This window comes from Bradyrhizobium sp. 1(2017) (genome assembly GCF_011602485.2).
GTDB lineage: Bacteria > Pseudomonadota > Alphaproteobacteria > Rhizobiales > Xanthobacteraceae > Bradyrhizobium.
The window spans coordinates 757,087-777,696 of record NZ_CP050022.2; the positions used below are offsets into that span (position 1 = coordinate 757,087).

General features: G+C 63.5%; 20 protein-coding genes and 2 pseudogenes. 5 read left to right on the plus strand and 17 right to left on the minus strand.

The features are described from left to right. Positions 1–105 precede the first annotated feature (105 nt). The 5 genes and pseudogenes from HAP40_RS03515 to HAP40_RS03535 form a co-directional block, all read right to left on the minus strand. Entirely contained in the window at positions 106–3,291 is a 3,186-nt protein-coding gene (locus HAP40_RS03515) for an efflux RND transporter permease subunit (RefSeq protein ID WP_166819089.1), read from the minus strand. Then, the gene (locus tag HAP40_RS03520; RefSeq protein WP_166819088.1) at positions 3,288–4,706 is read right to left on the minus strand and encodes an efflux RND transporter periplasmic adaptor subunit; all 1,419 of its coding nucleotides are present in this window, start codon (positions 4,704–4,706) and stop codon (positions 3,288–3,290) included. The genes HAP40_RS03515 and HAP40_RS03520 overlap by 4 nt, the downstream gene beginning before the upstream one ends. Beyond that, positions 4,703–5,110, minus strand: coding sequence for a FixH family protein (locus HAP40_RS03525; RefSeq protein WP_166819087.1), 408 nt, complete (start codon positions 5,108–5,110; stop codon positions 4,703–4,705). Before HAP40_RS03525 ends, HAP40_RS03520 begins: the two co-directional genes overlap by 4 nt. A 90-nt stretch (positions 5,111–5,200) precedes the next feature. Further along, on the minus strand, positions 5,201–5,554 hold the full coding sequence (locus tag HAP40_RS03530; RefSeq protein ID WP_166819086.1) for a hypothetical protein: 354 nt from the start codon (positions 5,552–5,554) through the stop codon (positions 5,201–5,203). Between the two features lie 221 nt (positions 5,555–5,775). Beyond that, positions 5,776–6,399 (minus strand): annotated as a pseudogene (locus tag HAP40_RS03535) (MFS transporter); the annotation flags it as partial. On the opposite strand from HAP40_RS03535, the pseudogene HAP40_RS03540 reads away from it, so the two are divergent. Further along, a pseudogene (locus HAP40_RS03540) lies at positions 6,392–6,581 on the plus strand (SOS response-associated peptidase); the annotation flags it as partial. The pseudogenes HAP40_RS03535 and HAP40_RS03540 overlap by 8 nt on opposite strands. Before the next feature lie 101 nt (positions 6,582–6,682). On the opposite strand, the gene HAP40_RS03545 reads toward HAP40_RS03540, so the two are convergent. From HAP40_RS03545 to HAP40_RS03590, 10 genes are all read right to left on the minus strand, one after another. Further along, positions 6,683–7,303: an invasion associated locus B family protein gene (locus tag HAP40_RS03545; RefSeq protein WP_166819085.1), complete on the minus strand. Its 621-nt coding sequence runs from the start codon at positions 7,301–7,303 to the stop codon at positions 6,683–6,685. Continuing rightward, positions 7,300–8,172 carry a dienelactone hydrolase family protein gene (locus HAP40_RS03550; RefSeq protein WP_246741382.1) on the minus strand — a complete coding sequence of 291 codons (873 nt, stop codon included), beginning with the start codon at positions 8,170–8,172 and terminating at the stop codon, positions 7,300–7,302. Before HAP40_RS03550 ends, HAP40_RS03545 begins: the two co-directional genes overlap by 4 nt. Positions 8,173–8,211: 39 nt before the next feature. Then, positions 8,212–8,529, minus strand: a complete 318-nt coding sequence (locus HAP40_RS03555; protein ID WP_166819084.1) for a hypothetical protein — start codon at positions 8,527–8,529, stop codon at positions 8,212–8,214. 61 nt (positions 8,530–8,590) lie between these two features. Then, the gene (locus HAP40_RS03560) at positions 8,591–9,589 is read right to left on the minus strand and encodes an HAD family hydrolase (protein WP_166819083.1); all 999 of its coding nucleotides are present in this window, start codon (positions 9,587–9,589) and stop codon (positions 8,591–8,593) included. Further along, positions 9,586–9,942 (minus strand): DUF1622 domain-containing protein, encoded by a 357-nt coding sequence (locus HAP40_RS03565; RefSeq protein WP_208024823.1) that lies wholly within the window; start codon positions 9,940–9,942, stop codon positions 9,586–9,588. Before HAP40_RS03565 ends, HAP40_RS03560 begins: the two co-directional genes overlap by 4 nt. Before the next feature lie 71 nt (positions 9,943–10,013). After that, on the minus strand, positions 10,014–11,558 hold the full coding sequence (locus HAP40_RS03570; protein WP_166819082.1) for an arylsulfatase: 1,545 nt from the start codon (positions 11,556–11,558) through the stop codon (positions 10,014–10,016). Between the two features lie 74 nt (positions 11,559–11,632). Continuing rightward, positions 11,633–12,091: a YidH family protein gene (locus HAP40_RS03575; protein ID WP_246741186.1), complete on the minus strand. Its 459-nt coding sequence runs from the start codon at positions 12,089–12,091 to the stop codon at positions 11,633–11,635. A 23-nt stretch (positions 12,092–12,114) separates the two neighbouring features. Beyond that, on the minus strand, positions 12,115–12,615 hold the full coding sequence (locus HAP40_RS03580; RefSeq protein WP_166819081.1) for a hypothetical protein: 501 nt from the start codon (positions 12,613–12,615) through the stop codon (positions 12,115–12,117). Next, a complete protein-coding gene (locus HAP40_RS03585; RefSeq protein ID WP_166819080.1) occupies positions 12,612–13,529 on the minus strand; it encodes a formylglycine-generating enzyme family protein in 918 nt (305 codons plus the stop codon). Before HAP40_RS03585 ends, HAP40_RS03580 begins: the two co-directional genes overlap by 4 nt. A gap of 650 nt (positions 13,530–14,179) precedes the next feature. After that, positions 14,180–15,190: an ion channel gene (locus tag HAP40_RS03590; protein ID WP_166819079.1), complete on the minus strand. Its 1,011-nt coding sequence runs from the start codon at positions 15,188–15,190 to the stop codon at positions 14,180–14,182. A gap of 221 nt (positions 15,191–15,411) precedes the next feature. On the opposite strand from HAP40_RS03590, the gene HAP40_RS03595 reads away from it, so the two are divergent. Continuing rightward, a complete protein-coding gene (locus HAP40_RS03595; RefSeq protein ID WP_166819078.1) occupies positions 15,412–16,278 on the plus strand; it encodes a 3'-5' exonuclease in 867 nt (288 codons plus the stop codon). A gap of 36 nt (positions 16,279–16,314) precedes the next feature. Here HAP40_RS03595 and HAP40_RS03600 read toward each other — a convergent pair whose 3' ends face one another. After that, positions 16,315–16,500 carry a DUF3606 domain-containing protein gene (locus HAP40_RS03600; protein ID WP_166819077.1) on the minus strand — a complete coding sequence of 62 codons (186 nt, stop codon included), beginning with the start codon at positions 16,498–16,500 and terminating at the stop codon, positions 16,315–16,317. A 111-nt stretch (positions 16,501–16,611) separates the two neighbouring features. On the opposite strand from HAP40_RS03600, the gene ligD reads away from it, so the two are divergent. Further along, complete coding sequence (gene ligD, locus HAP40_RS03605) at positions 16,612–17,529, plus strand: non-homologous end-joining DNA ligase (protein ID WP_166819076.1); 918 nt, start codon at positions 16,612–16,614, stop codon at positions 17,527–17,529. 26 nt (positions 17,530–17,555) lie between these two features. On the opposite strand, the gene HAP40_RS03610 is transcribed toward ligD, so the two are convergent. Then, complete coding sequence (locus tag HAP40_RS03610; RefSeq protein ID WP_166819075.1) at positions 17,556–18,740, minus strand: DUF2235 domain-containing protein; 1,185 nt, start codon at positions 18,738–18,740, stop codon at positions 17,556–17,558. A gap of 554 nt (positions 18,741–19,294) precedes the next feature. Here HAP40_RS03610 and HAP40_RS03615 point away from each other — a divergent pair. Continuing rightward, positions 19,295–19,600 carry a hypothetical protein gene (locus HAP40_RS03615; protein WP_246741185.1) on the plus strand — a complete coding sequence of 102 codons (306 nt, stop codon included), beginning with the start codon at positions 19,295–19,297 and terminating at the stop codon, positions 19,598–19,600. 296 nt (positions 19,601–19,896) lie between these two features. After that, on the plus strand, positions 19,897–20,520 hold the full coding sequence (locus tag HAP40_RS03620) for an isochorismatase family protein (RefSeq protein WP_166819074.1): 624 nt from the start codon (positions 19,897–19,899) through the stop codon (positions 20,518–20,520). The last annotated feature ends 90 nt before the right edge of the window (positions 20,521–20,610 follow it).

The following is a 20,610-nucleotide window of genomic DNA, read 5'->3' on the forward strand; positions in this document are numbered from 1 at the left end:
TCGGGCTCGGAAGCCATCCGCTCGTCGGCCGATGCTGGCGGTAAATCTTACGTCAGCCAACCAGCCTGCGAGTGCGCGCCCTAGTCGGATCCTCTGCTCATCACCTCATTCGACCGGCTCCGGAACAGGCTGGACAGGTTCGATCCGCTTGCGGATTCCCGGCGAAGCCCTACGATCATCGCGCGGCAGCCCAAAGCCCTTCACCAGGCCGAAGATCGCCGGGATCACGATCAGCGTCAGCAGCGTGGAAGAAATCATTCCCCCGATCATCGGCACCGCGATTCGCTGCATGATCTCGGAGCCTGTCCCCGTACTCCACATGATCGGTAGCAGGCCCGCCATGATCGCGACGACTGTCATCATCTTGGGCCGTACGCGCTCCACCGCGCCCTCCATGATGGCGTCATAAAGGTCGCCGCGGGTCAGGGCCCGCCCCTCGGCGGCACGCCTAGCCGCGGTCTGCGCCAGCGCCTGATTGAGATAGATCAGCATGACGACGCCGGTCTCTGCGGCGACGCCGGCGAGCGCGATGAAGCCAACGGCGACCGCCACCGAAAGGTTGAAGCTCAACCACCACATCAGCCAGAGCCCGCCGACGAGCGCGAACGGCAGCGACAACATCACGATCATCGTCTCCGCGATCGATCGGAAGTTCAGGTACAGCAGCAGGAAGATGATCAGCAGCGTCACGGGCACGACGAGCTTCAGCCGCGCAGTTGCGCGCTCCAGGTATTCGTACTGGCCGCTCCACATGACGTAGTACCCGGCCGGGAATTGGATGCTGGCCTGCACGGCGGCTTTGGCGTCGGCGACATAGCCGCCGAGGTCGCGGTCACGGATGTCGACGTAGATGTAGGTCGCGAGCTGCCCATTCTCGGTCCGGATCGAGGTCGGCCCGCGCGCCGGCGCGACCTTGGCAACCTCGCCGAGCGGTACCGCGCCGCCCGCGGGCATCGGCACCAGCACGTCGTTGGCGATGGCTTGCGGGTTGTCGCGCAGATCGCGCGGATAGCGCATGTTGACGGTGAAGCGCTGCCGCCCTTCCACGGTCGTGGTCACGGTCTGGCCGCCGAGCGCAGTCGCGATCGTGTCCTGAACGTCCTGGACCATGATGCCGTAGCGCGCCAGCGCGGCACGGTCGGGGGTGACTTCCAGATAGTAGCCGCCGATGCCACGCTCGGCGTAGGCCGATGAGGTGCCCGGCACGGCCTTGAGGACCTGCTCGATCTGCTTGGCGAGCTTATCGATCTCGACCAGGTCGGTTCCGATCACCTTGACGCCGATCGGCGTTCGTATGCCCGTGGACAGCATGTCGATGCGGGCTTTGATCGGCATGGTCCAGGCGTTGGAGACCCCAGGAAACTGCAGTGCCTTGTCCATTTCGGCGATCAGCCCATCGATGGTCATGCCGGGCCGCCACTCCTCCTTGGGCTTGAGGTTGACGATGGTCTCGAACATCTCCGAGGGCGCCGGGTCGGTCGCCGTCGCGGCGCGCCCCGCCTTGCCATAGACCGAGGACACCTCCGGAAACGAGCGGATGATCCGATCCTGGGTCTGCATCAGTTCGCCGGCCTTTGTGACCGAGATGCCCGGCAGCGTGGTCGGCATGTAGAGCAGCGTGCCTTCGTCGAGGTTCGGCATGAACTCGGTACCGAGTTGCCGCGCCGGCCAGATGCTCACGGCCAGAATGGCGAGCGCGAGCACGACCACCAGCGTCTTGGCGCGCATGACGCCCTTGATCACCGGGCGGTAGATCCAGATCAGGACGCGGTTGATCGGATTCCTGTGCTCCGGAACGATCCGCCCGCCCACGAAAATCACCATCAGAGCCGGCACCAACGTTACCGACAGGAGCGCGGCGGCCGCCATCGAGAACGTCTTCGTGAACGCCAGCGGGCTGAACAGCCGCCCCTCCTGCGATTCCAGCGTGAAGATCGGCATGAACGACACCGTGATGATCAGCAGGCTGAAGAAAAGTGCAGGCCCCACCTCCGAGGCGGCGGTGATCAGGACGTCGATCCTGGGCTTTCCCGGCTCGGCGCGTTCGAGGTGCTTGTGGGCGTTCTCGATCATGACGATGGCCGCATCGACCATGGCGCCGATCGCGATCGCGATGCCGCCGAGGCTCATGATGTTGGAGCCGAGGCCCAGCAGCTTCATGGCGCCGAACGCCATCAAGACGCCGACCGGCAGCATCAGGATGGCGACAAGCGCGCTGCGAACATGCAGCAGGAAGACGATGCAGACCAGCGCGACGACGACGCTCTCCTCGAACAGCGTGTGTTTGAGGGTGTCGATGGCCGCGTAGATCAGGTTGGAGCGGTCGTAGACGGGCACGATCTCGACCGACTTCGGCAGGCTGGAGGCGATCTCCTTGAAGCGCTTCTTGACGTTCTGGATCACCTCCAGGGCGTTGAGGCCGAAGCGCTGCAGCACGATGCCGCTGGCGACCTCGCCCTCGCCGTTCAGTTCCGTGATGCCACGCCGCTCGTCGGGGCCGAGTTCGACCCGCGCGACGTCCCGCAGCAGCACCGGCGTGCCGCCGGACGTCTTCAGCACGATGTCGCCGAGGTCATTGATCGACCTGATGTAGCCCTTGCCTCGAATGACGTACTCGAACTCGGACAGCTCGACGGTCCGGCCGCCGACGTCGGCGTTGCTGGCGCGGATCGCGTCACGCATCTTCTGCATGGTGATACCGCTGTCGCGCATCCGCTGCGGATCGAGGATCACGTTGTACTGCTTGACGAAGCCGCCGACGCTCGCAACCTCGGCGACACCCTCGGCCTTCGCCAGTGCGAACTTCAGATTCCAGTCCTGGATGGTGCGGGTATCGGCGAGGTTCAGTTCCTTCGATATGACTGCGTACTGGTAGACCCAGCCGACGCCGGTCGCGTCGGGGCCGATCGTGGGGCTCACGCCGGCAGGCAGGCGCGCGCTGGCGCCGTTGAGGAATTCCAGCACGCGCGAGCGCGCCCAATAGATGTCGGTGCCGTCCTCGAAGATGACGTAGACGAAGGAGACGCCGAAGAAAGAGAAGCCGCGCACGACCTTTGATTTCGGCACGGTCAGCATCGCCGTCGTCAACGGATAGGTGACCTGGTCCTCGATCACCTGCGGGGCTTGGCCGGGGTACTCCGTGTAGACGATGACCTGGGTGTCCGAGAGATCCGGGATGGCATCGAGCGGCAGATGCAGCAGCGCGTACAGCCCCGCCGCGGCGGCGAAGCCGGTCCCGAACAGGACCAGCAGCAGGTTGCGAGCCGACCAGGCGATGAGACGCGCGATCATTGCTGCGCCCCCTCGGCAAAGCCCTTCAAGGCGGCCTTCAGGTTGCTTTCAGCATCGATCAGGAAGTTCGCGGAGACCACCACGGCGTCGCCCTCTGCGAGACCTTGACGGACCTCCACGAAGCCGCCTCCCCGGTGGCCGAGCTTGACCTCGCGGGGCTCCAGCCGACCCTGCCCCTTGTCGACGAAAACGGCCTGCCGGGCGCCGGTGTCCATCACGGCGCTCTCGGGTACCGTGAGGACCGCCTCGCCGCTGCCCGTGTCGATGTCGGCGTCGACGTACATGTCGTGCCGCAGGATCAGGTCCGGATTCTGCAGTTCGATGCGGACGCGAGCGGTCCGGGTCTCCTTGTTGATCTCCGGGTAGATGACCTGGACCTTCCCCGTAAAGTCCCGTCCGGGAAAGCTCCGCGCCTTGACCGTGACCGGCTGGCCCTTGGCGATCATGCCGAGGTCGCGTTCGGCGACGTCGATCAGGGCCCACACCATCGAATGGTCCGCGATCCGGAAGAGGACCCCGCCAGGCTCGACGCGCATGCCCTCGATGGCGTTGCGCTCCAGCACGATGCCGTCGCGCGGCGAAGTCCATCCGATCGACGTCGGCACGGTCCGGCTCTTCTCGATGGCCGAGATCGCAGCATCGGGCACGTCCAGGTTCATCAGGCGCTGGCGCGATCCACGGCCATACTGAACGTCACCGCTGGTCGTCTTCGAGGTGATGGTGGTGAGGTACTCGGCGGCAGCAGAGGAGACGGATGGGCTGTAGACCTCCATCAGCGGCTGCCCCTTGATCACGTGAGATCCGGTCGTGACGTCGGCCACCTTCAGGATGAAGCTTTCCGCCCGCATGGCGACGACGGAGATCCGCCGCTCGTCGAGCGCGATCGTGCCCGGCGCTCTGACGACGGTCCGGATCACGCGCATCGCTGCGGGCTCCGACTTGACGCCGGTCCGCTGGATTTTTCCGGGGGATAGTTTGACCGTGCCGTCGTCGCTATCCTCGCCCTCATAGACCGGGATGTAGTCCATCCCCATGGAGTCCTTCTTCGGCGTCGGCGAGGTGTCAGGCAGGCCCATGGGATTGCGGTAGTATTTGATCTTGCGCTCTCCGGAGGCGCCGGCCGCCGTTGTCGCCGGCGGCGGGGTTTCCGCCTGGTTATCGTCGAAGCTGATATCGGCGCCTGCGGGCACCGCGCGGAAATCCCGGCCATCCCTGGTCTTGCTCGGCACCAGCGAGTACGACGGCTTGCCGTCCGGATCCTGGTAGTAGATCGGGGCGCCGCTCTCCTCGGCCGCAGCGGGGCCGATCATGGCGGCGGTTCGCGCCGTCGGCCGCTGCGGGCCGGCAACGACGAATGCGATGCCCGCCGCCGCGATCAACGCGGCGGCCAGGCTTGCTGCGACGGAGCTCGTCACTTCTGCGCCGTGATGACGAGCTTGTTCTCGACGGCGCCGGTCTCTCCCTGGACCTTGGCTCCGAGCGAAAGCTGCCACCGCCCGGCCATGCCGAAGGTCGCCTTGAAACGGTACGTGCCCGGCTCCGTCCCCGGCATGGCCGTGACCTTGGTCGCCATCTCCTGCATGCCGTCCGGAGCCATGTCCAAACGGCTGGCGAAGATCACCGCATCCGGCACCGGTTTGCCGGTCTTGGTGTTCACGAGCCGGACGGTGATGACCTTGTCGGGCCCGGCCTGCACCGATTGGTCGACGAGCTCGAACTTGTAGTCCTTGATGTCGGCCAATGCGGCCGTGCTTGCGCCGCCGATGGCCGCAGCGATCAACGCGGCCTGCACGGCGCGCGCGAAGGTAGACGTCTTCATGTTGGATCCTCGATGTCCTGAATTCGCCGCCGAGGCGGCGCGCGTCATCCGCGCGCGAGGCGCACGGAAGCGATCGGCGTCAAGCGCCGTTCAGGCCAGGGTTCGAGGGGGTTGGTCGGGAGGTGGACGGACCAAACCGTCGCCGACCGCGTCGTCCGCCACCCAGTGGGTGGTCCGGATCGCGTGTCGCAGCGGCAATGCGACGGCCTCGGAGGGTCCCGCCTGGGCCGTCTTCAGGACGCACATCGCAACCAGCGGGCAATCCTGACAGTCCTTGCTCTTCTGCTCATCGGGGCAACAGGGCATGTCGGCCGACATCGACATGTCGCTCATGCCGTCCGCATGGAGTTGCGCAGCGGCGGCCGGCGCCGCCAAGGGCGCCAACGCCAAGCCGGCGGTCACCATGACCGCGAACCCAACTCTGAGCAGTCCCCGCAGATTCATGGCGCAACCATCCCACGGGCAGGGTCGCTTTGGAAGTCAGCCCCCTTCACATGTTCGCCACCCGGGATCCGCGGCGACATAGCTGAGCCGATCGTTTTGGCCTTGCCAGTGAGGAATCGATGCCCTGGATGGCCCCGGTACCGCATTTTGGCTCCAGGGCGCTCCTGGCCGGTCCAGACCGGGCAGCCGCAGCGCCCCGCCGCGGCAGCCCTGGTGCTTTGTCATTCAGCGGGCCTCGTCGCTGGCGCCTGGCCTGCACGGGCCCACATCAGCGCCAGCGGCCCCATCGAGATCCCGACCGCAAGGACCACGAACACCAGCAGCCATCCTGCCGGACTTTGTGGGCCGCCGGCAGAATCGAGAGCGACCCCGGTCCCCCATGCGCCGGCGGCCGACAGTCCGAAACCGACGGTGGAGTGAAGCGCGAGCGACGCGCCCCGGTGCTCGCGCGTGGCGGCCGCCGACATTCCGGATGTCAACGCGCCGGAATCGGCCGGGACGGTAAGACCATAGGCGAGCAGCAGAATGGCGAGCGCCCATGCAGGCGCGCTCACGTTCAAGCCGATGACCACCGCCACCGCGGCCGAGGCGATCATCGCGACCGTGATGGCCCGATGGCGGCCGAACTTGATGGCGGCTTCGTTGCCGAGAATGCTGGCGGGCATGGAAACGATCGCGAAGACGAAGCTCACAAGCACGGGGGACAGCCAGCCGTGTGCGCTCTGGTGCGCGATGACGTAGGTCCAGAACCCGACGAGGCAGGTCCGGATGCCATAGAGTTCGAAGCAGTGGGCGCCGTAGCCGAGGATGTAGCCGAGCGCCTCGCGGTTCGCGAACACCGGCGAGCCGAATGCAGAAGTTGGCGCCATACACCCTAAGGCGATGCCCGTCATTCTGACGACCCCAGAAGAGGTCGAGATTTGGATGACAGCGCCGGCCGACGAGGCGCTGCTGCAGCGTCCGCTTGGACGGGACGCTCCGGATCGTTGCCCGCGGCGTCAAGGAAGATCCTGCGCCGGGTGCTTAAGCTCGCCAGTTCACGCGGGCATAGAGGTAGTGCGCCAGTGCCCTCCCGTACAGCGGCACCCAACCAAAGAAGTCGAACGGGCTCGCGTCCGCCGCGTAGGTCTAGTTCCTGAGGGTCAGCGATTCATCGAATAGCTGAGTCGGCGGCCCGCCATGGACTGACGCGAACTGATCGAGCGGAACTGCCACCGAGACCGTCAGGAAGCTCGGGTCGACGACTTCTATCGTCAAGACGCGGCCGGACCGAAGATCGCTGACAAAGCGAGGGGTGGCGGGGCCTGCGGCGACGCACGCGTTTGCAAGACACCAGCTGTATGAAAGGTGGAGCGGCTCGTTCTGGTCCACCGTCAAGGTGATACCGGATCGCAGATACATTCCGGGCGGCAGCAGCATCTGAATGCGGCCCTCCGCCGCCCCCGCGTCGATGAGATCGAACCGGATCATTTCCTGCCCGGTATCCATCACGCCGACGTTCGTTGTGCGACATACTTTTTCCGCAGGGGACACTTCGAAGCACAGCTTACGCCAGCCACTCAATCGAATGTCCCGGATATCCCGCTTTCCCAGCGGCTTGACGCCCGAGTTGATAGACAGGTCGGGTTTGGTGTCCGGCGCCTGTTCAGCCGAGGTCGCAGTAAACTGCATGCAAGCGACCAAGATCGTGCACACCCGCGTCGCAACGACCATGAATGAACGCAGCGTCGATCTCTTGCCCACTCTCATGGATGGGCCTCCAGAAAGCGGCTCACGATGGGCGACCAGATCGGAATGGCCTTCGGGTCATCTATCAGGAAGTGGCCCTCATTCCCGAACGGCGGCACCAAGTGATATTCGCCTTGTCCGCCCGCGGCATTGTAAGCTTCGAGCAACTTTCCCGAGAGCGCCGGACCAAAATAAGTATCGTTCTCGGTGTATATTGAAAGCGTGGGCACGCGCGCAGAACTGCCGAATTCACGCGCCGCTTCGATCAGCTTTTCGGGATTGCAATTGTTGTTGGGCTTCCCGTCCACGCGGCCGCCCCGGCCGGCCTCGAAGGTAATGACGGCTCGCACACCAGTCGGGTTCAGGCTCGATAATGCTAGGGAGCCCCAGCCGCCGCCTGATTGACCGACTACGATCGTTCCGGACGCAATCGCAAGTTTTTGGCCGACCACGTAGTCGATTACCCACTGGTTGAGCCTGGCGATTGCGATGCCGGCCGTTCGAAAGCTCGCGTCCGTGCATTTACCGACCGCGCCGAAATAGGTGCTGAATACGCCCTGGTCCGGCAGATCGATAGCCGAACTGCCGAAGCCCGGCCGGATCGGCACGACAACCAGATGACCGCGCCTGGCGAACCAGAAGGCGGCGTCGCGGAATTCAACCATCGGATAGAAGCTGCGCTCCCTCGGGTCCAACGTTTCGCCGTGGTTCATGACGACGAGAGGGAGCGGCGCATCGACGAGCGGTCTCACCACATAGGCGAGGACCGGGATCGGAAGCGGCAGAACAAGAAGGCGCTCATCCAGGCGCGGTTCCTGGGCATGGCAGGCATCCGGAGAGAGCATCGCCAGGCAGGCGAATAGAGCCGCAATGCTGTTCATGATTTTCATCACGGGATGCATCTCCAGAGGACGTCCGTCCCATACATTCTACTTTTTCAACCGCATCTCTATGACGTCGATCGCAAGCAGATCGGTGTAGCGACGCTCCATGGTTTCGACGTAGTCGTCGGCAAAGTGCGGGCCGCTTTCCTGGGACATCGCCTGCCAGGCGGCTTGCTTCTCGGCGCGGCACGACAATATCGCCAGGCGTGAGACCACTTGAGCAGCTTCATCGGTTTTGGCGAATCGGGTCGCCGTAGCGTCGGCACACGCACGCCATTTTTTGATGGCGGCTTTAGAGTCTTCTTCAGCCGTCGCGGCAAAGGAGACAAAACACACGGCAGCAGCCAGCATCAGTCTGTACATCGGGTTACTCCTCAGGTTGGCAAAGCATCAATTGCAGTGTCACTCGCTGTTCTGGTCGCATTTACTTCTCGGGCTTAAAAACCGCTCTCCAGTCCCGCTTCATGTCGACGACCGTCCACCCTCTTGCCCGGCCTTCATCTAGCGCCTGGTCCAGCTTGCCGACCTTCGATGCCCGGTCGTAGGCGTACTCCCGTTCGGCGTCGGTGTGATGGACGATCCCGGCAAAGCGGGCACCCGCGCCGGCCGTCGTCCACTGCAGCATCTGCAGGTCGCCGTCGGAGTTGCCGAAGGCGAAGATCGGCCGCCGCCCGATGAAACGGTTGATGCCGACGGGCTTGCCTGGCCCTTCATCCACGAACTCGATCTTGGGCATCTTGAGAAGGATCGGCTTGCCACTAGGGTCCGTCCGGAACGTCACGACTCCGGACGAGCCAACCACCTGTTCGGGCGGAATGCCGTAGACCCTTTCCGTCCATGGCCGCATGAACTCGACGCCGCCGGCGGACACGATGAAGGTCTTGAAGCCTTTGCTCCGGAGAAGCGCGAGCAGTTCCAGCATCGGCTGGTAGGTCAGTTCGGTGTAGGGACGTTTGAAGCGCGGATGCCGCGCGGTCGCGAGCCAGTCCACGACCGACTTGGAGAAATCGTCGGTGGTCATGCCGCTGTGCGCGACGCCGATGATCTGCATCAGGCCCTTTTCGCCCGAGCCGGCCAGCGCCTTCATATCCCCGTCGAGCACCGCCTTGAACGGCTGCGTCGTCTTCCATTCCGGATGCTGCGGAGCCATCGCCTTGACCCGGTCGAGGGCGAAGAAGCCCTGGAAATAGAACGGCTGCTCGGTCCACAGCGTGCCGTCGTTGTCGAACACGGCCACGCGCTCGGGCGCCGGCACGAAGTCCGGCCCGCCCTCGGCGGTGACGCGCGCGACGAAATCGGTGACCGACTTCTTGACCTCGCCGTCGTTCCAGGACGGCAGCGGATCGGTTTGCGCCCAGGCGACGCCGGCAACGAGGCAAAGAATTCCCCCGACCAGAAGGCTTGAGACGCTCTTACAGCTCATTGTGCCACCTTCGTCGCCCGAGCTCGATTATCTGATCGACCAACGTCCTTCTCGAGGAAGAAATTGAGGAACGTCCGGATGACCGCGATGATCGCGATGCGGCCGAGCGATTCCCACGTCGTGGAGATTGCCGTCTCGATGATGTCGGCCGCGAGCTGGAACGTCAGGCCGCCGACCAGAAGGCGGGCGAAGCGCAGCCAGACGTCGTGGCCATCAAGTCCTTCCGCTCGCAAGACCAGAAGGCGCACTGCCTGGAAGAAGGCTTCAACCGCAGCAAACAGCACGACAAGAAGCGCCATCCCTTCGATCAGGATGACGGCGTGTTCGGAGAGAAAAACGAGCCACTCTTTCACCGGCGCCCCCGATCAGGAGGTGGTTTCATGAGCACCACCTCCATCACCCATTGATCACAAGCAGTCGGAAATCAGTTCTTCCGGCCGCCCTCCTGCAGCGCCGCCAACGCCTTCTCCACGCTGAGCGAGCCCGAAACCTGACTGGGCGGGTAGTCCTTGAAGGTGGAGAGGAAGTGACCCATGATCATCGTGGCGGGCATCATGACCCACAATTTCTTGCCCCACCATTCGCCGTAGGACGTCGACTCGGTCTGGTATCGCTCCCACGGATCGACCCGCAGGTTCGTCACGATCGGAACGTTGGTCGAATCCTCCTTGCCGGAGAACAGGTTTCCGACGACCGTCTTGAAGGTGATCTTCCATTCGTTGTAGCGCACCGCCATCAGATCGGCGTTGTCGCTGAAGTAGAAGAATTCCCGGCGCGGACTCTCGGTGACCTTGCCTTCGAAGAACGGCATGAAGTTGTAGCCGTCGAGATGGTTCTTGAAGGTCTTCTCGCCCGCCTTGTAGCCGGTGAGCAGCTTGTTCTTCAGATCCGGATCGCCGCCGGCCGCCGCGACGAGCGTCGGCAACCAGTCCTCGGCCGACATGACCTCGTTGACGATCGTGCCCGGCTTGATGACCCCAGGCCACCTGACGAGCATCGGCACCCGGAAGCCGCCCTCGTACACGGTGCCTTTTTCGCCGCGGAACGGATGATTGCCACCGTCCGGCCAACTGAAGATTTCAGCACCGTTGTCGCTGGTGAACATGATGATCGTGTCGTCGGCGATGCCGAGGTCGTCCAGCTTGGTGAGCAGTTCGCCCACGACCCAGTCCAGCTCCGCCATCGCATCGGCGAACAGGCCGAAGCCGGTCTTGCCGTCCCACTTTTTGGACAGATGCGTGAAGGAGTGGCAGCGCGTGGAGTTGTGCCACAGGAAGAACGGCTTGTTGGCCTTCACGGAGCGATCGATGAAGTCGCAAGAGCGCCTCACCAGATCCGCGTCGATGTCCTCCATGCTCACCTTCGCGGCCGGGTCCAGGCCGGGATGTGGCGGCAGGGGGCCGGCGTCGGTGATCTTCTGTTTGCCGACGCGGCCCCAGCGCGGATCCTCGGTCGGATCGTCGACGTCGGTGGAGACGCTGCTGATGATGTTGCGCGGCCCGAATCGCGCGCGGAATTTCTCGTCCTTCGGATACTGCGGGTCGTACGGCTCCTCCATCGCGTTGAGGTGGTAGAGGATCCCGTGGAATTCGTCGAAACCGTGGACCGTGGGCAGGTATTCGTTGCGGTCGCCCAGATGATTCTTGCCGATCTGCGAGGTCGCGTAGCCGAGGGGCTTGAGGAATTCCGCGATCGTCGGATCGGAATCCTGCAGACCCTGTTTCGCGGCGGGCAGGCCGACCTTCAGGAGCCCGGTGCGGAACGGGGTCTGTCCCGTGATGAACGCAGCGCGACCCGCGGTGCAGGATTGCTGCCCGTAGTAGTCGGTGAACAGCGCGCCCTCGCGCGCGATGCGGTCGAGGTTAGGCGTGCTGCCGCCCATCATGCCGCGGTGGTAGGCGCTGATGTTCCAGATGCCGACGTCATCGGCCATGATCATGATGATGTTCGGCTTGCTGCTTTTGGCCATTCGACTACCTCTCACTTTTGCGTCTCACTCGACGCACTGGTTTCGATGTTAGCGCCTCACGAAATCATCATTCCTCAGCCGAACGGGCCGATGTCGAACACCATGCTCACGATCGCGGCGACGCCGACGAGCAGAAGGATCACGGCGGTCATCAGCGTCAGCGAGACCGGGAAACTGCTTTCTGCGTGGATCAGCCCGTCCGACGCCATGGCCTTCCGCTCCTCCCGCAGCTGGACCATGAACTGCAGGTGATAGATCAGGCCGCCGATCAGCATCAGAATGCCCAGCGCGACCAGCGTCAGCCCGAAATTCTTCGCCGGCGCGCCGTGCGTGATGATGTTCTGGTCACGCAGCTTTCCGAAGACCTGGAAGATCGTGAAGCCGAACGAGATCAGCGAGAGCGACGTGCGGATCACCGACATGAGGGTGCGGTCGGCGCTCATCCGCGTGCGCTGGAACGACATCCCGGTGCGGCGCGACGACAACTCGACCGATATCTGGTCGGAGGCGGACTTGGACGTTACGCTTTCCATGATCGAGCGCCTCCGGACGACATCTATGCGCCCTCTTTCCGCCCAAGCCACCATGAGGCGACCCGTTCGACGATCCATCTGAAGACGAAATACGGAATGACCGCGAGCAGAAGGGCCATCATCAGCGCCTCCACGGGGTAGAAGCGGTCGAGCGCCTTGAACTGGTAGATCACGTCCATGCTGATGCCGAGCAGCATCACGCGGGCGATGGAGGCGAGACCTTCGCGAAGCCGGCCGGCGGGTGCGCTCCTGTCCCACCACGCCGACCAGAAGAAGGATTTGTGGCCGAGCCGGGTGTCCCGGATCCCGTCCGGGACAGCCGCGATCAGCGCCATCGTCGGCTGCAGGTAGAAGCGGAACGACATTGGCCCGTGGACACGCTCGAAGATGTCCGCCCAGAACCGGCGATGGATCTCGACCGACCATCCATACCGATAGGCTCCGAGGGCAAGCAGCACCGCCGCCAGCGCGAGGGCCAGCCAGCTCAGGATCCGCGAGAAATCGATTGGCTGCGCCACCGTCATCGGCTGCTCCGCTTGACGCAGCGGAATCCGAGGTGGCTGGTCGAGGTATCGATGGGTTCGGCGTGGCGGGCCGCAGGGCGATAGCGGCGGCAGTAGTTGGGCGCGCACAGATGCGAGCCGCCCTTGATGACCTTGCGCGGGATCCGGATTGCCGGCTGATTCGGGTCGAGGCTCGCTTCCTCACGACCGCCGCGCGGATTCTCCGGAATGCAGCAGGCCTTCGGCGCATCGGCTTCGTGTTTTTGCGAATACCAGTCCGACGTCCACTCCCAGACGTTCCCGATCATGTCGTGCACGCCGTGCCCGTTCGGCGGAAACGCCGTGACGGGCGAAGTGCGCTCATAGCCGTCTTCGTTCAGGTTCTGCCGTGGGAATTCGCCCTGCCAGGTGTTGGCCAGGTGGACACCGCCAGGCGTGAACTCCGCGCCCCAGGCGAACTCGGCGCCCTCGAGGCCGCCCCGCGCGGCGAACTCCCATTCCGCTTCGGTCGGCAGATCCTTGCCCGCCCATCGCGCGTAGGCCAGCGCGTCGGCGTGCGACACGTGGACGACCGGATGGTCGTCGAGGTCCTTGATGTTGCTCTTCGGTCCGTACGGACGGCGCCAGTTGGCCCCCTTCAGGAAGCTCCACCACTGGCTCCAGTCGTGCAAATTCGTGACGCGCTTAGGCGGCGAGAACACCAGCGAGCCCGCGAAGATCATGCCGGGCAGCGCGCCTGGGTAATCCTTGGGGTCCGGTACGATCTGCGCGGTGGTGACATGCCCCGTCGCGTTGACGAATTCCTTGAACTGGCGATTGGTAACGGGCGTGCGGTCGATCCAGAATCCGTCGACGGTCACCCGATGGCTGGGGGCCTCCTCCGGATAATGATGGTCCGAGCCCATGCGGAAGGTGCCGCCGGCGAGCCAGAGCATGCCGGCGAATTCTCTCGGAGGATGATCGGTCAACCGGATCGTCATCGCACCGTCCCTGGCCGCTACTGAGGCGCCGAAAGCGCCGGAACGCTTGGGACTACAAGGCAGAGGGCGAGAGCGATGGACTCGGCGAAAATCGTGGAAGCGTGACGCGTCGGGATCTTCGGCATTCGGTCCTCCGTCGTGATCGACGTATGTTTTTTCTTTGTGTACGACCGAAACCGTCCGCCAACGCTTTTGCGTCGTCGTCGTCGCGCCGTCGATGAGATGACTTCAGATTTCTGGTCAATCTTCGCAGCGAAGTCAGTCAAACCGGCGCATTGATCGGCGCACTCGGATCGATCGCGGTCGAGCGCGCCCGATTACGGCATTCTGCCTGCCTACATCATCACCTTCTCTCTGCGGCAAGCCGCTTGCGAAGGAACACGCTGACGTTGAATGTCTGCTTGGCGAGAGGCTAGGACGATTAGCATAGGTTGGCAATAGTCTCGGAAGATGCGCGTGGCCAGGCAGGACCTACCTGAGGGCTTGTCTCCGGATCAGGCGACCCTCGAAATAACGACGTGGTGAAATCCATCGGTCATTTACCCCGAGTGCCGGCTCGACTGAACCTGCGCCAACAAACCACGGTCCGAACCCGCGGCCGGCGATCAAGGGAGCAGGGGTGCCTCCATAGTGCCAAGATGCTCGGCCGCGGCACGCACCCGGCCAGCGTGCTTTCGCCGCCGGTCCGCGAACTCCGCTGCGTCGACCGGCAAACGCAGCTTGTAGCCAGCCGCCTTCAAGCGGGCGCAGACCCGAGGCACTGCCCCAGCGGTGGTGTCGTCGGATTTCGGCTCGAGGCCGATCAGTCCATTCAGATCGTCTATGAGGCGCAATCCTTCGCTTCGGAGCAGGATCGCCAGCGCTCGGCTCTCGCGGTCGTCGATCAGCAGTTCGAAAATCAGTGCGAGGTCCATCATGGCTCCGAGCGTTGCAGGCCAGCCCGACCCCACGCCGACGGATCGGAAGTAGATTAGCGAAGGATGGGAAGCGTGGCTCTGCAGGACGGTCGCGCACCAATCCCCTCCTCTGTAGAGCACGCGTCTGATCTCCTCCGGAGAGTCGAGGTCGGCATAACGCTCCAGCAGTCCGAGAGCCGAGGGCGGCTGACCCGCAGCCGTCGTAAGTTTGAGAATTCCGGCATCGCGGCGGGAAATGCCTTCTTGCACCTGGAGCAGGTATGTGACGGCCATCGTCAGGACCGAAAGGCCCGAAAGGCCGGCCAGGACTAGGACCCAGCGGGCCGGACCGTGGGCCTCGATGCCGCTCAGTCCCACCGTGCACAACGCGCTTCCGACGATGAACAGTGCCTCCTGGAAATCGGCTGGCGGCGCGAACCAATCGCCCAGCGCATGCGCGATGAGGCCGAAGCCCAGCCACAGAAGGACCATCCAGATCAGGAAGGAGCCCATGAGGATCGCCGGCGCAAAGCTGGTGGAGACCCCGTTCTTGCCGCGGCGGGCCCACTTCCAAATCGGAAGTGTGACGACGAGCAGGCGACGCGCCACGCGCAGCGCGCCCCGGCTTTCTCCCGGCACGACCACGGTATCGAATACGTCTCGAAGGGCAAAGACGACAAGGACAATGCCCGCGGCGATCTCGATCGCGTGTACGATCATCGGCCCCCAACCGCAAAGTATTCCGGTCGTTCCAACGAGTGCGTTCGGTCTGCAGCAGTTGAAACGGACCGGGACCCCTCAATCCGGTCCAGACCATCGAAAAGGCCGTGAATCGCTCGAAATGCTGGTACCTCGTCGAGCTTTTGTGTGCGAGATACGCATGCCCGCTCGACCCAAAACCTCCGGACGCGATGCTATCGATCCTGCCAGATTTGGAGGCCATGGCCGAGGCGCTGAGCCGATCGGCCGACTACCGGGTGCTGCGCCGCCTGGCGCCGCGTCTCCCCTCGTCCCCGGCGGCCGGACAGGAGACCAGGGTCGGCATACTGCTGGACACCGAGACCACCGGACTTGATCACGCCAGGGACGAGATCATTGAGCTCGGGATGGTCAAATTCGACTACACGCCCGACGGCCGCATCGCCGTCGTCCGGGACACGTTTTCCGCCTTCAACGAGCCATCCGCCCCGATTCCGCCTGAGGTGACGGCGCTCACGGGCATCACCGACGAGATGGTGGCCGGCCATAGGATCGACGAGGCCGCGGTGAACGCCTTCGTGGACGGCGCGGTGATCTCCATCGCGCACAACGCGGGCTTCGATCGCAAATTCGCGGAGCGGTACTGGCCGGTCTTCGAAGGCATGGCCTGGGGCTGCAGCGCGACGGAGGTCGATTGGCGAAAGCACGGTTTCGCAGGCGCGCAACTCGCCTACCTTCTGAACGGCGCCGGATATTTCCACCAGGCCCACCGGGCCGTCGACGATTGCCATGCCCTACTCGAAATCTTGGACTTCGTCCTGCCCACGACTGGCGCGCCGGCGCTCGCGCTCCTGCTGGAGACGGCCCGGAAGCCGACGGTGCGCGTCTGGGCCGAGCAGTCGCCGTTCGAGCTCAAGGATTCGTTGAAGAAGCGCGGATACCGATGGAATGATGGCAGCGACGGTCGGCCGAAGTCCTGGCACGTCGACGTCTGCGAGACCGCGCTCGACGACGAGCTCACGTTCCTGCGAACCGAGATCTACCTGCGGGAAGTCGAGCCCCGGCTGCAGACGCTGACGGCCTTCAACCGCTTCTCCTCGAGAGTCTGATCGCTTGGGACCCAGGTCCGAAGTGAACCTCGGTCCTCAACGTCCGAGGCGCTTCTCGACCTTCTTGCGAGAGTTGCCGACTTTCTTCACGGTCTTCTTCACCGCAGCGGCCGAGCGGCCGGTCTTCTTGGCTTCGTAAGCGACTTCGTACTTCTGCCCGCCGGCAACACGGGCCCGGTCCTGCTTGCGTCCCCGCGTGGTCTTCTTCGCTGCCTTTGCCATGGTCGGCTCCTTCATTGAATGATGTCGGAGCAACGTTACTAGGATTCACTAGTTCCGGAACGATTCCGCATGTGTCACCTTGAATCACGTTTGTTGCGTGGAGTTCTGTCCGTGGCGTTCGCGCGTAAGAAGCCGGGTATCGGCGTCAAGGCACCGTTCCCGAATTTCGTGGAGCCGGCCCTGGCATCCTCGATCGATAGGGTGCCGTCCGGATCCCGATGGATTCACGAAATCAAGTTCGACGGCTATCGGGTGCAGGTTCATCTGCACAATCAGGCGGTCAAGGTCTTCACTCGGCGGGGCCACGACTGGACCAACCGCTTCAAGAAGGTTGCTCAGGACGCTTGGCACATCAAGTGCGGCTCGGCGATCTTGGATGGCGAGATCGTCGTGCCGGCGGCCGACGGCACTACCGACTTCTCGGTCCTGCAGAACGAGCTCAAGGGCAGTTCGAAGCGCATCGTCCTGGTCGCCTTCGATCTCCTCTACATGAATGGTCGCGACCTGCGGAAGCTGCCGCTCCTCCAGCGGAAAGCGGAGCTCAAGAAGATCATCTCGGGCACCGACGTTCAGTTCAGCGAGAGCTTCGAGATCGAGGGCCCGGATATATTCGCGCACGCCTGCAAGGTCGGCTTGGAGGGCGTGGTCTCCAAGGTGCGCGACAGCGTGTACGCCAGCGGCCGCGGCAACAGCTGGGTGAAGAAGACCTGCGCGCAGCGGGAGACGCTGACGATCGCAGGCTTCGCCTTGGATGGCACCAAGTGGGATGGCCTTTACGTCGGCCGGCGCAAGGGCGGCGATCTCGTCTACGCCGGCAAGGTCGACCACGGCTTCGACAAGACCTCGACCGCGGAGCTCCGGAGACGGCTCGAGCCTCTCGTCCGCAAGACGCAGCCCTACGCCAAGCGAATCGCCCACAAAGGCGTCTGGGTCGAGCCAAAGCTGCTCGCTGAGATCGAGTACCGCGCAAAGTCGGCGGAAGGGAGGGTCCGGCACCCGTTCTTCAAAGGACTGCGCGAGGACCTCTGAAGGTCATATCTATCCGTGCTCCTGAACTAGTCGCTCGGCACAGGCGAGAGATCGTCTGCACGCAACGAGCCTGAAAGCTTTGCCAGGTCCGCCTTCTTCCGCTCGGCCCACTGCGAAACATTCTTGGGCCTGTACGACTCGTCGCTCTGCCATCGCTCAAGGACTGAACCGTCGATTGTCTCGTTGATGGGATTTTCGACGGCCGTACTCGAATCGATCGGATTAGCCCCGATGGGCCGCTGATATTCTCTTTGGAGATACCGGTAGAAACCCCCGAGAAAGCTTCCGTAGGAATCGATGACGGGCGACCGGATCTTGGGAGAGAATTGGTCGACATCACTGCGAAACGAAAGCCCTTGGGCGGCGGCCCGCTTCATCATCCAGGCGAACGGCCTCTGGGACAACAGATCGTTGGAATAGCCGCCGCCCACGTTGGCGTGCGCGCCAACGAACCAGCGCTGCTCCGCCTCCGCAAGCGATCGGGGAGGCCTCGGTTGATCCGCTTTCGGATCCTTAGGAACACTCCTGGTCCATAGAGTAGGTGCGAAATCGGGGCGGTGCTCGTCGATCGCCAGCGCATGCGCCGCTGCGATATTCGGGGTGCGAAGGCTGGTGTTGAGAAACGAGTGGCTTTTCTTGAAGCGGCTGATGCCCATGGGAACGCCGAGGGATCCGACGGTGTCGAACACCCCCAGGAATTTGATGTTCACGAAACGCGAGTACCGGACCAGCCATTCCTCCTCCAAGGTGGGGTTCTTCGGAGGGTGGTTCAGAAGGCGTTCGATCGAGGGCACCGTCAATCCAAGGCGGTAGCGATCGTAAAGCTGCTTGATCGACAGTGGCCCGCCTGGCTTCAGCACGCCGCAGCGGGAGACGAAGCCGGACAGACTGCGGGCCGTGTAGGATCCCCGGGAAAAACCGAAGATGAAGATGTCGTCGCCGTCGTTGTAATTCTCGACCAGCCATTGATAGGTTTCGAGGAGTATGTCGTCGATGCCAACGCCGAACATCCCGCCGCGCACTTTGCTGCCGACCTGTGTTCCAAGGCCGGCGTTGTAGTAGATCGACTGCCGGACCTGGTCCGCCCCAACGGGAGCGGCAAGTGCGCGGAGCCGCCAGACGTTCGTGTTGTCGTTGGTCGTATTCCAGGTGCCATCGAGGAAGAGTGCTATCCGCTTCTTAGGCTGTTCGCCTGCCAATTCGCCGGTCATTCTCAATCCTTTTGGTGAGTAATGGCGGCGATGTTACCTGTAGTTGTGATGATTGGCGAGCGCGGTGCGCTCCCGGCGCTGGCTCCTCAACAGAAAGACACCGGAGCTACCGATCTTGCCGATCCTGGACTTCATGCCCCTCATCTAGCGGCAAGCTTCCTGACGGGCGGCCGGGTCTCCTGTCGCCGCGGCCGGCCAGACCCCTCTCGGAGGGATCCACACGCCGGCGACGGCCCTGAGACGCCTCGAAATAGCCTGACGTTGACGCCCTGCCGGGCCGACCCGGTGGTACACGGCGGTGGTCGCAAACCTTCGCCGGCCCTTCTAGGATTGCCTTGTTTTACGGGCGTTTTGTGGTATCTGCGGCCGTCGGTTGGGAATCCCTCCCTCTCCGCCACAATAAAACGGCTTCGAGAAAGCCCCGTAAAATCAGGTCTTACTGCACGCCAGAAGCGTCTGGTGTAGCCCCCGACGCCCCTTTTCTCGCACAGCCGGCGACAACTGGCAATGTGCGGTAGTCCTATCGTGGAGCGACAGCGGAACCGGCGCCATGAATGGCGCGCCTTCGCGTGATCGTCGGCATGTTCGACCGCGGCATCGACCACGGTCGTGCCGGAGGGATGGGCGATGGTGATCGGGCCTTCGCCGGCGTGGGCCATCGGGTTCGCCAGCGTGCCCTTGATGCGCACCGCGATAGCAAGGAAGTGGCGCCGGTGATCGGGACAGCGCGATGCGGCTGGCCGATCGAGATCATCCGGATGCCAAGCGACATCTCCGAAGGCTCCAGATGCCGGCCCGACAACGACGTCATTTGGCGCGGTGGGGACGAACGTCTGGCGGCGACTCGCCATCGAGGCTGATAAAATTGGCAGATCGAACACTTTTTGTGGTCGAGAACCTAGCCGCCGAGCGAACGCCAACGCGAGCAAATCCGGCTATCTGGCACCTCAACCGCGCTCGAATTGTCGGGGCCCAGCGACCTGGTGGGCGCCGACTGTAGTTGCCGTGGCGGTAAGTTTTTCCATCGCGCCGCCTCCCGTTCCCCGTTCGGCGACACTGAGTTTCAAAGTGGCTGGCTAGTGTCCCGACAGATGGAACGGCATCTTCCTCTCGTAATGCGGAAGTGATCCGCAGCAATCCTCGAAAGGAACACACAATGTCATACGATCGCCTCACCGCCGAAAACGCCGCCGTCCTCTTCGTCGATCATCAGACCGGACTCGCAAACGGCGTGCAGACCCAGAGCCCTCCTGAGTTCATCAACAACGTGAAGGCCCTCGTGACGATCGCGCAGATCTACAAGCTGCCTGCGGTCATTACGACGAGCGCAGCTGACGGGCCGAACGGACCGGTCATGCCGGTCGTGGCCGAAGGCCTGCCGAAAGCGACGGTTGTGCATCGCCCCGGCCAGATCAACGCTTTCGACAATCCCGATTTCGCCGCCGCCGTGAAGAAGACCGGCCGCAAGAAGCTGCTGATCGCCGGCATTTCGACGGAAGTCTGCGTCGCCTTCGCAGCGCTGTCCGCACGCAAGGAGGGCTACGACGTGTATGCGGTGCTGGATGCGTCGGGGACCTGGAGCAAGCTGGTCGAAGAGGCCGCCATTGCGCGTATGGTTCAGGCCGGCGTCGTGCCGATCACCTGGGTGGCCGTGGGCGCCGAACTGCTCGGCACCTGGCAGTCGGCCACTGGTGAAGCCCATGCGAAGCTGATGGGCGACCACCTGCCATTCTCCGCCAACAACATGGCTGGATATCTCTCGGCCAAGGGACAGAAGTGACCTCACACGATGGGACGGCCGGAGGGTCGCCTGTCCGGTCGAGTTGAAGTTGAAGATGCGCCCGCCGCCTGAAGTGGCCGGCGCATTTTT

What these genes read in the sequence shown, in the direction of transcription:
- HAP40_RS03515 (WP_166819089.1), bottom strand. Translation starts at nt 3,291, where the DNA reads ATGATCGCGCGTCTCATCGCCTGGTCGGCTCGCAACCTGCTGCTGGTC.
- HAP40_RS03525 (WP_166819087.1), bottom strand. Translation starts at nt 5,110, where the DNA reads ATGAAGACGTCTACCTTCGCGCGCGCCGTGCAGGCCGCGTTGATCGCT.
- HAP40_RS03530 (WP_166819086.1), bottom strand. Translation starts at nt 5,554, where the DNA reads ATGAATCTGCGGGGACTGCTCAGAGTTGGGTTCGCGGTCATGGTGACC.
- HAP40_RS03545 (WP_166819085.1), bottom strand. Translation starts at nt 7,303, where the DNA reads ATGAGAGTGGGCAAGAGATCGACGCTGCGTTCATTCATGGTCGTTGCG.
- HAP40_RS03550 (WP_246741382.1), bottom strand. Translation starts at nt 8,172, where the DNA reads ATGAAAATCATGAACAGCATTGCGGCTCTATTCGCCTGCCTGGCGATG.
- HAP40_RS03555 (WP_166819084.1), bottom strand. Translation starts at nt 8,529, where the DNA reads ATGTACAGACTGATGCTGGCTGCTGCCGTGTGTTTTGTCTCCTTTGCC.
- HAP40_RS03560 (WP_166819083.1), bottom strand. Translation starts at nt 9,589, where the DNA reads ATGAGCTGTAAGAGCGTCTCAAGCCTTCTGGTCGGGGGAATTCTTTGC.
- HAP40_RS03570 (WP_166819082.1), bottom strand. Translation starts at nt 11,558, where the DNA reads ATGGCCAAAAGCAGCAAGCCGAACATCATCATGATCATGGCCGATGAC.
- HAP40_RS03575 (WP_246741186.1), bottom strand. Translation starts at nt 12,091, where the DNA reads ATGGAAAGCGTAACGTCCAAGTCCGCCTCCGACCAGATATCGGTCGAG.
- HAP40_RS03580 (WP_166819081.1), bottom strand. Translation starts at nt 12,615, where the DNA reads ATGACGGTGGCGCAGCCAATCGATTTCTCGCGGATCCTGAGCTGGCTG.
- HAP40_RS03585 (WP_166819080.1), bottom strand. Translation starts at nt 13,529, where the DNA reads ATGCTCTGGCTCGCCGGCGGCACCTTCCGCATGGGCTCGGACCATCAT.
- HAP40_RS03590 (WP_166819079.1), bottom strand. Translation starts at nt 15,190, where the DNA reads ATGATCGTACACGCGATCGAGATCGCCGCGGGCATTGTCCTTGTCGTC.
- HAP40_RS03595 (WP_166819078.1), top strand. Translation starts at nt 15,412, where the DNA reads ATGGCCGAGGCGCTGAGCCGATCGGCCGACTACCGGGTGCTGCGCCGC.
- HAP40_RS03600 (WP_166819077.1), bottom strand. Translation starts at nt 16,500, where the DNA reads ATGGCAAAGGCAGCGAAGAAGACCACGCGGGGACGCAAGCAGGACCGG.
- HAP40_RS03610 (WP_166819075.1), bottom strand. Translation starts at nt 18,740, where the DNA reads ATGACCGGCGAATTGGCAGGCGAACAGCCTAAGAAGCGGATAGCACTC.
- HAP40_RS03615 (WP_246741185.1), top strand. Translation starts at nt 19,295, where the DNA reads ATGGCGCGCCTTCGCGTGATCGTCGGCATGTTCGACCGCGGCATCGAC.
- HAP40_RS03620 (WP_166819074.1), top strand. Translation starts at nt 19,897, where the DNA reads ATGTCATACGATCGCCTCACCGCCGAAAACGCCGCCGTCCTCTTCGTC.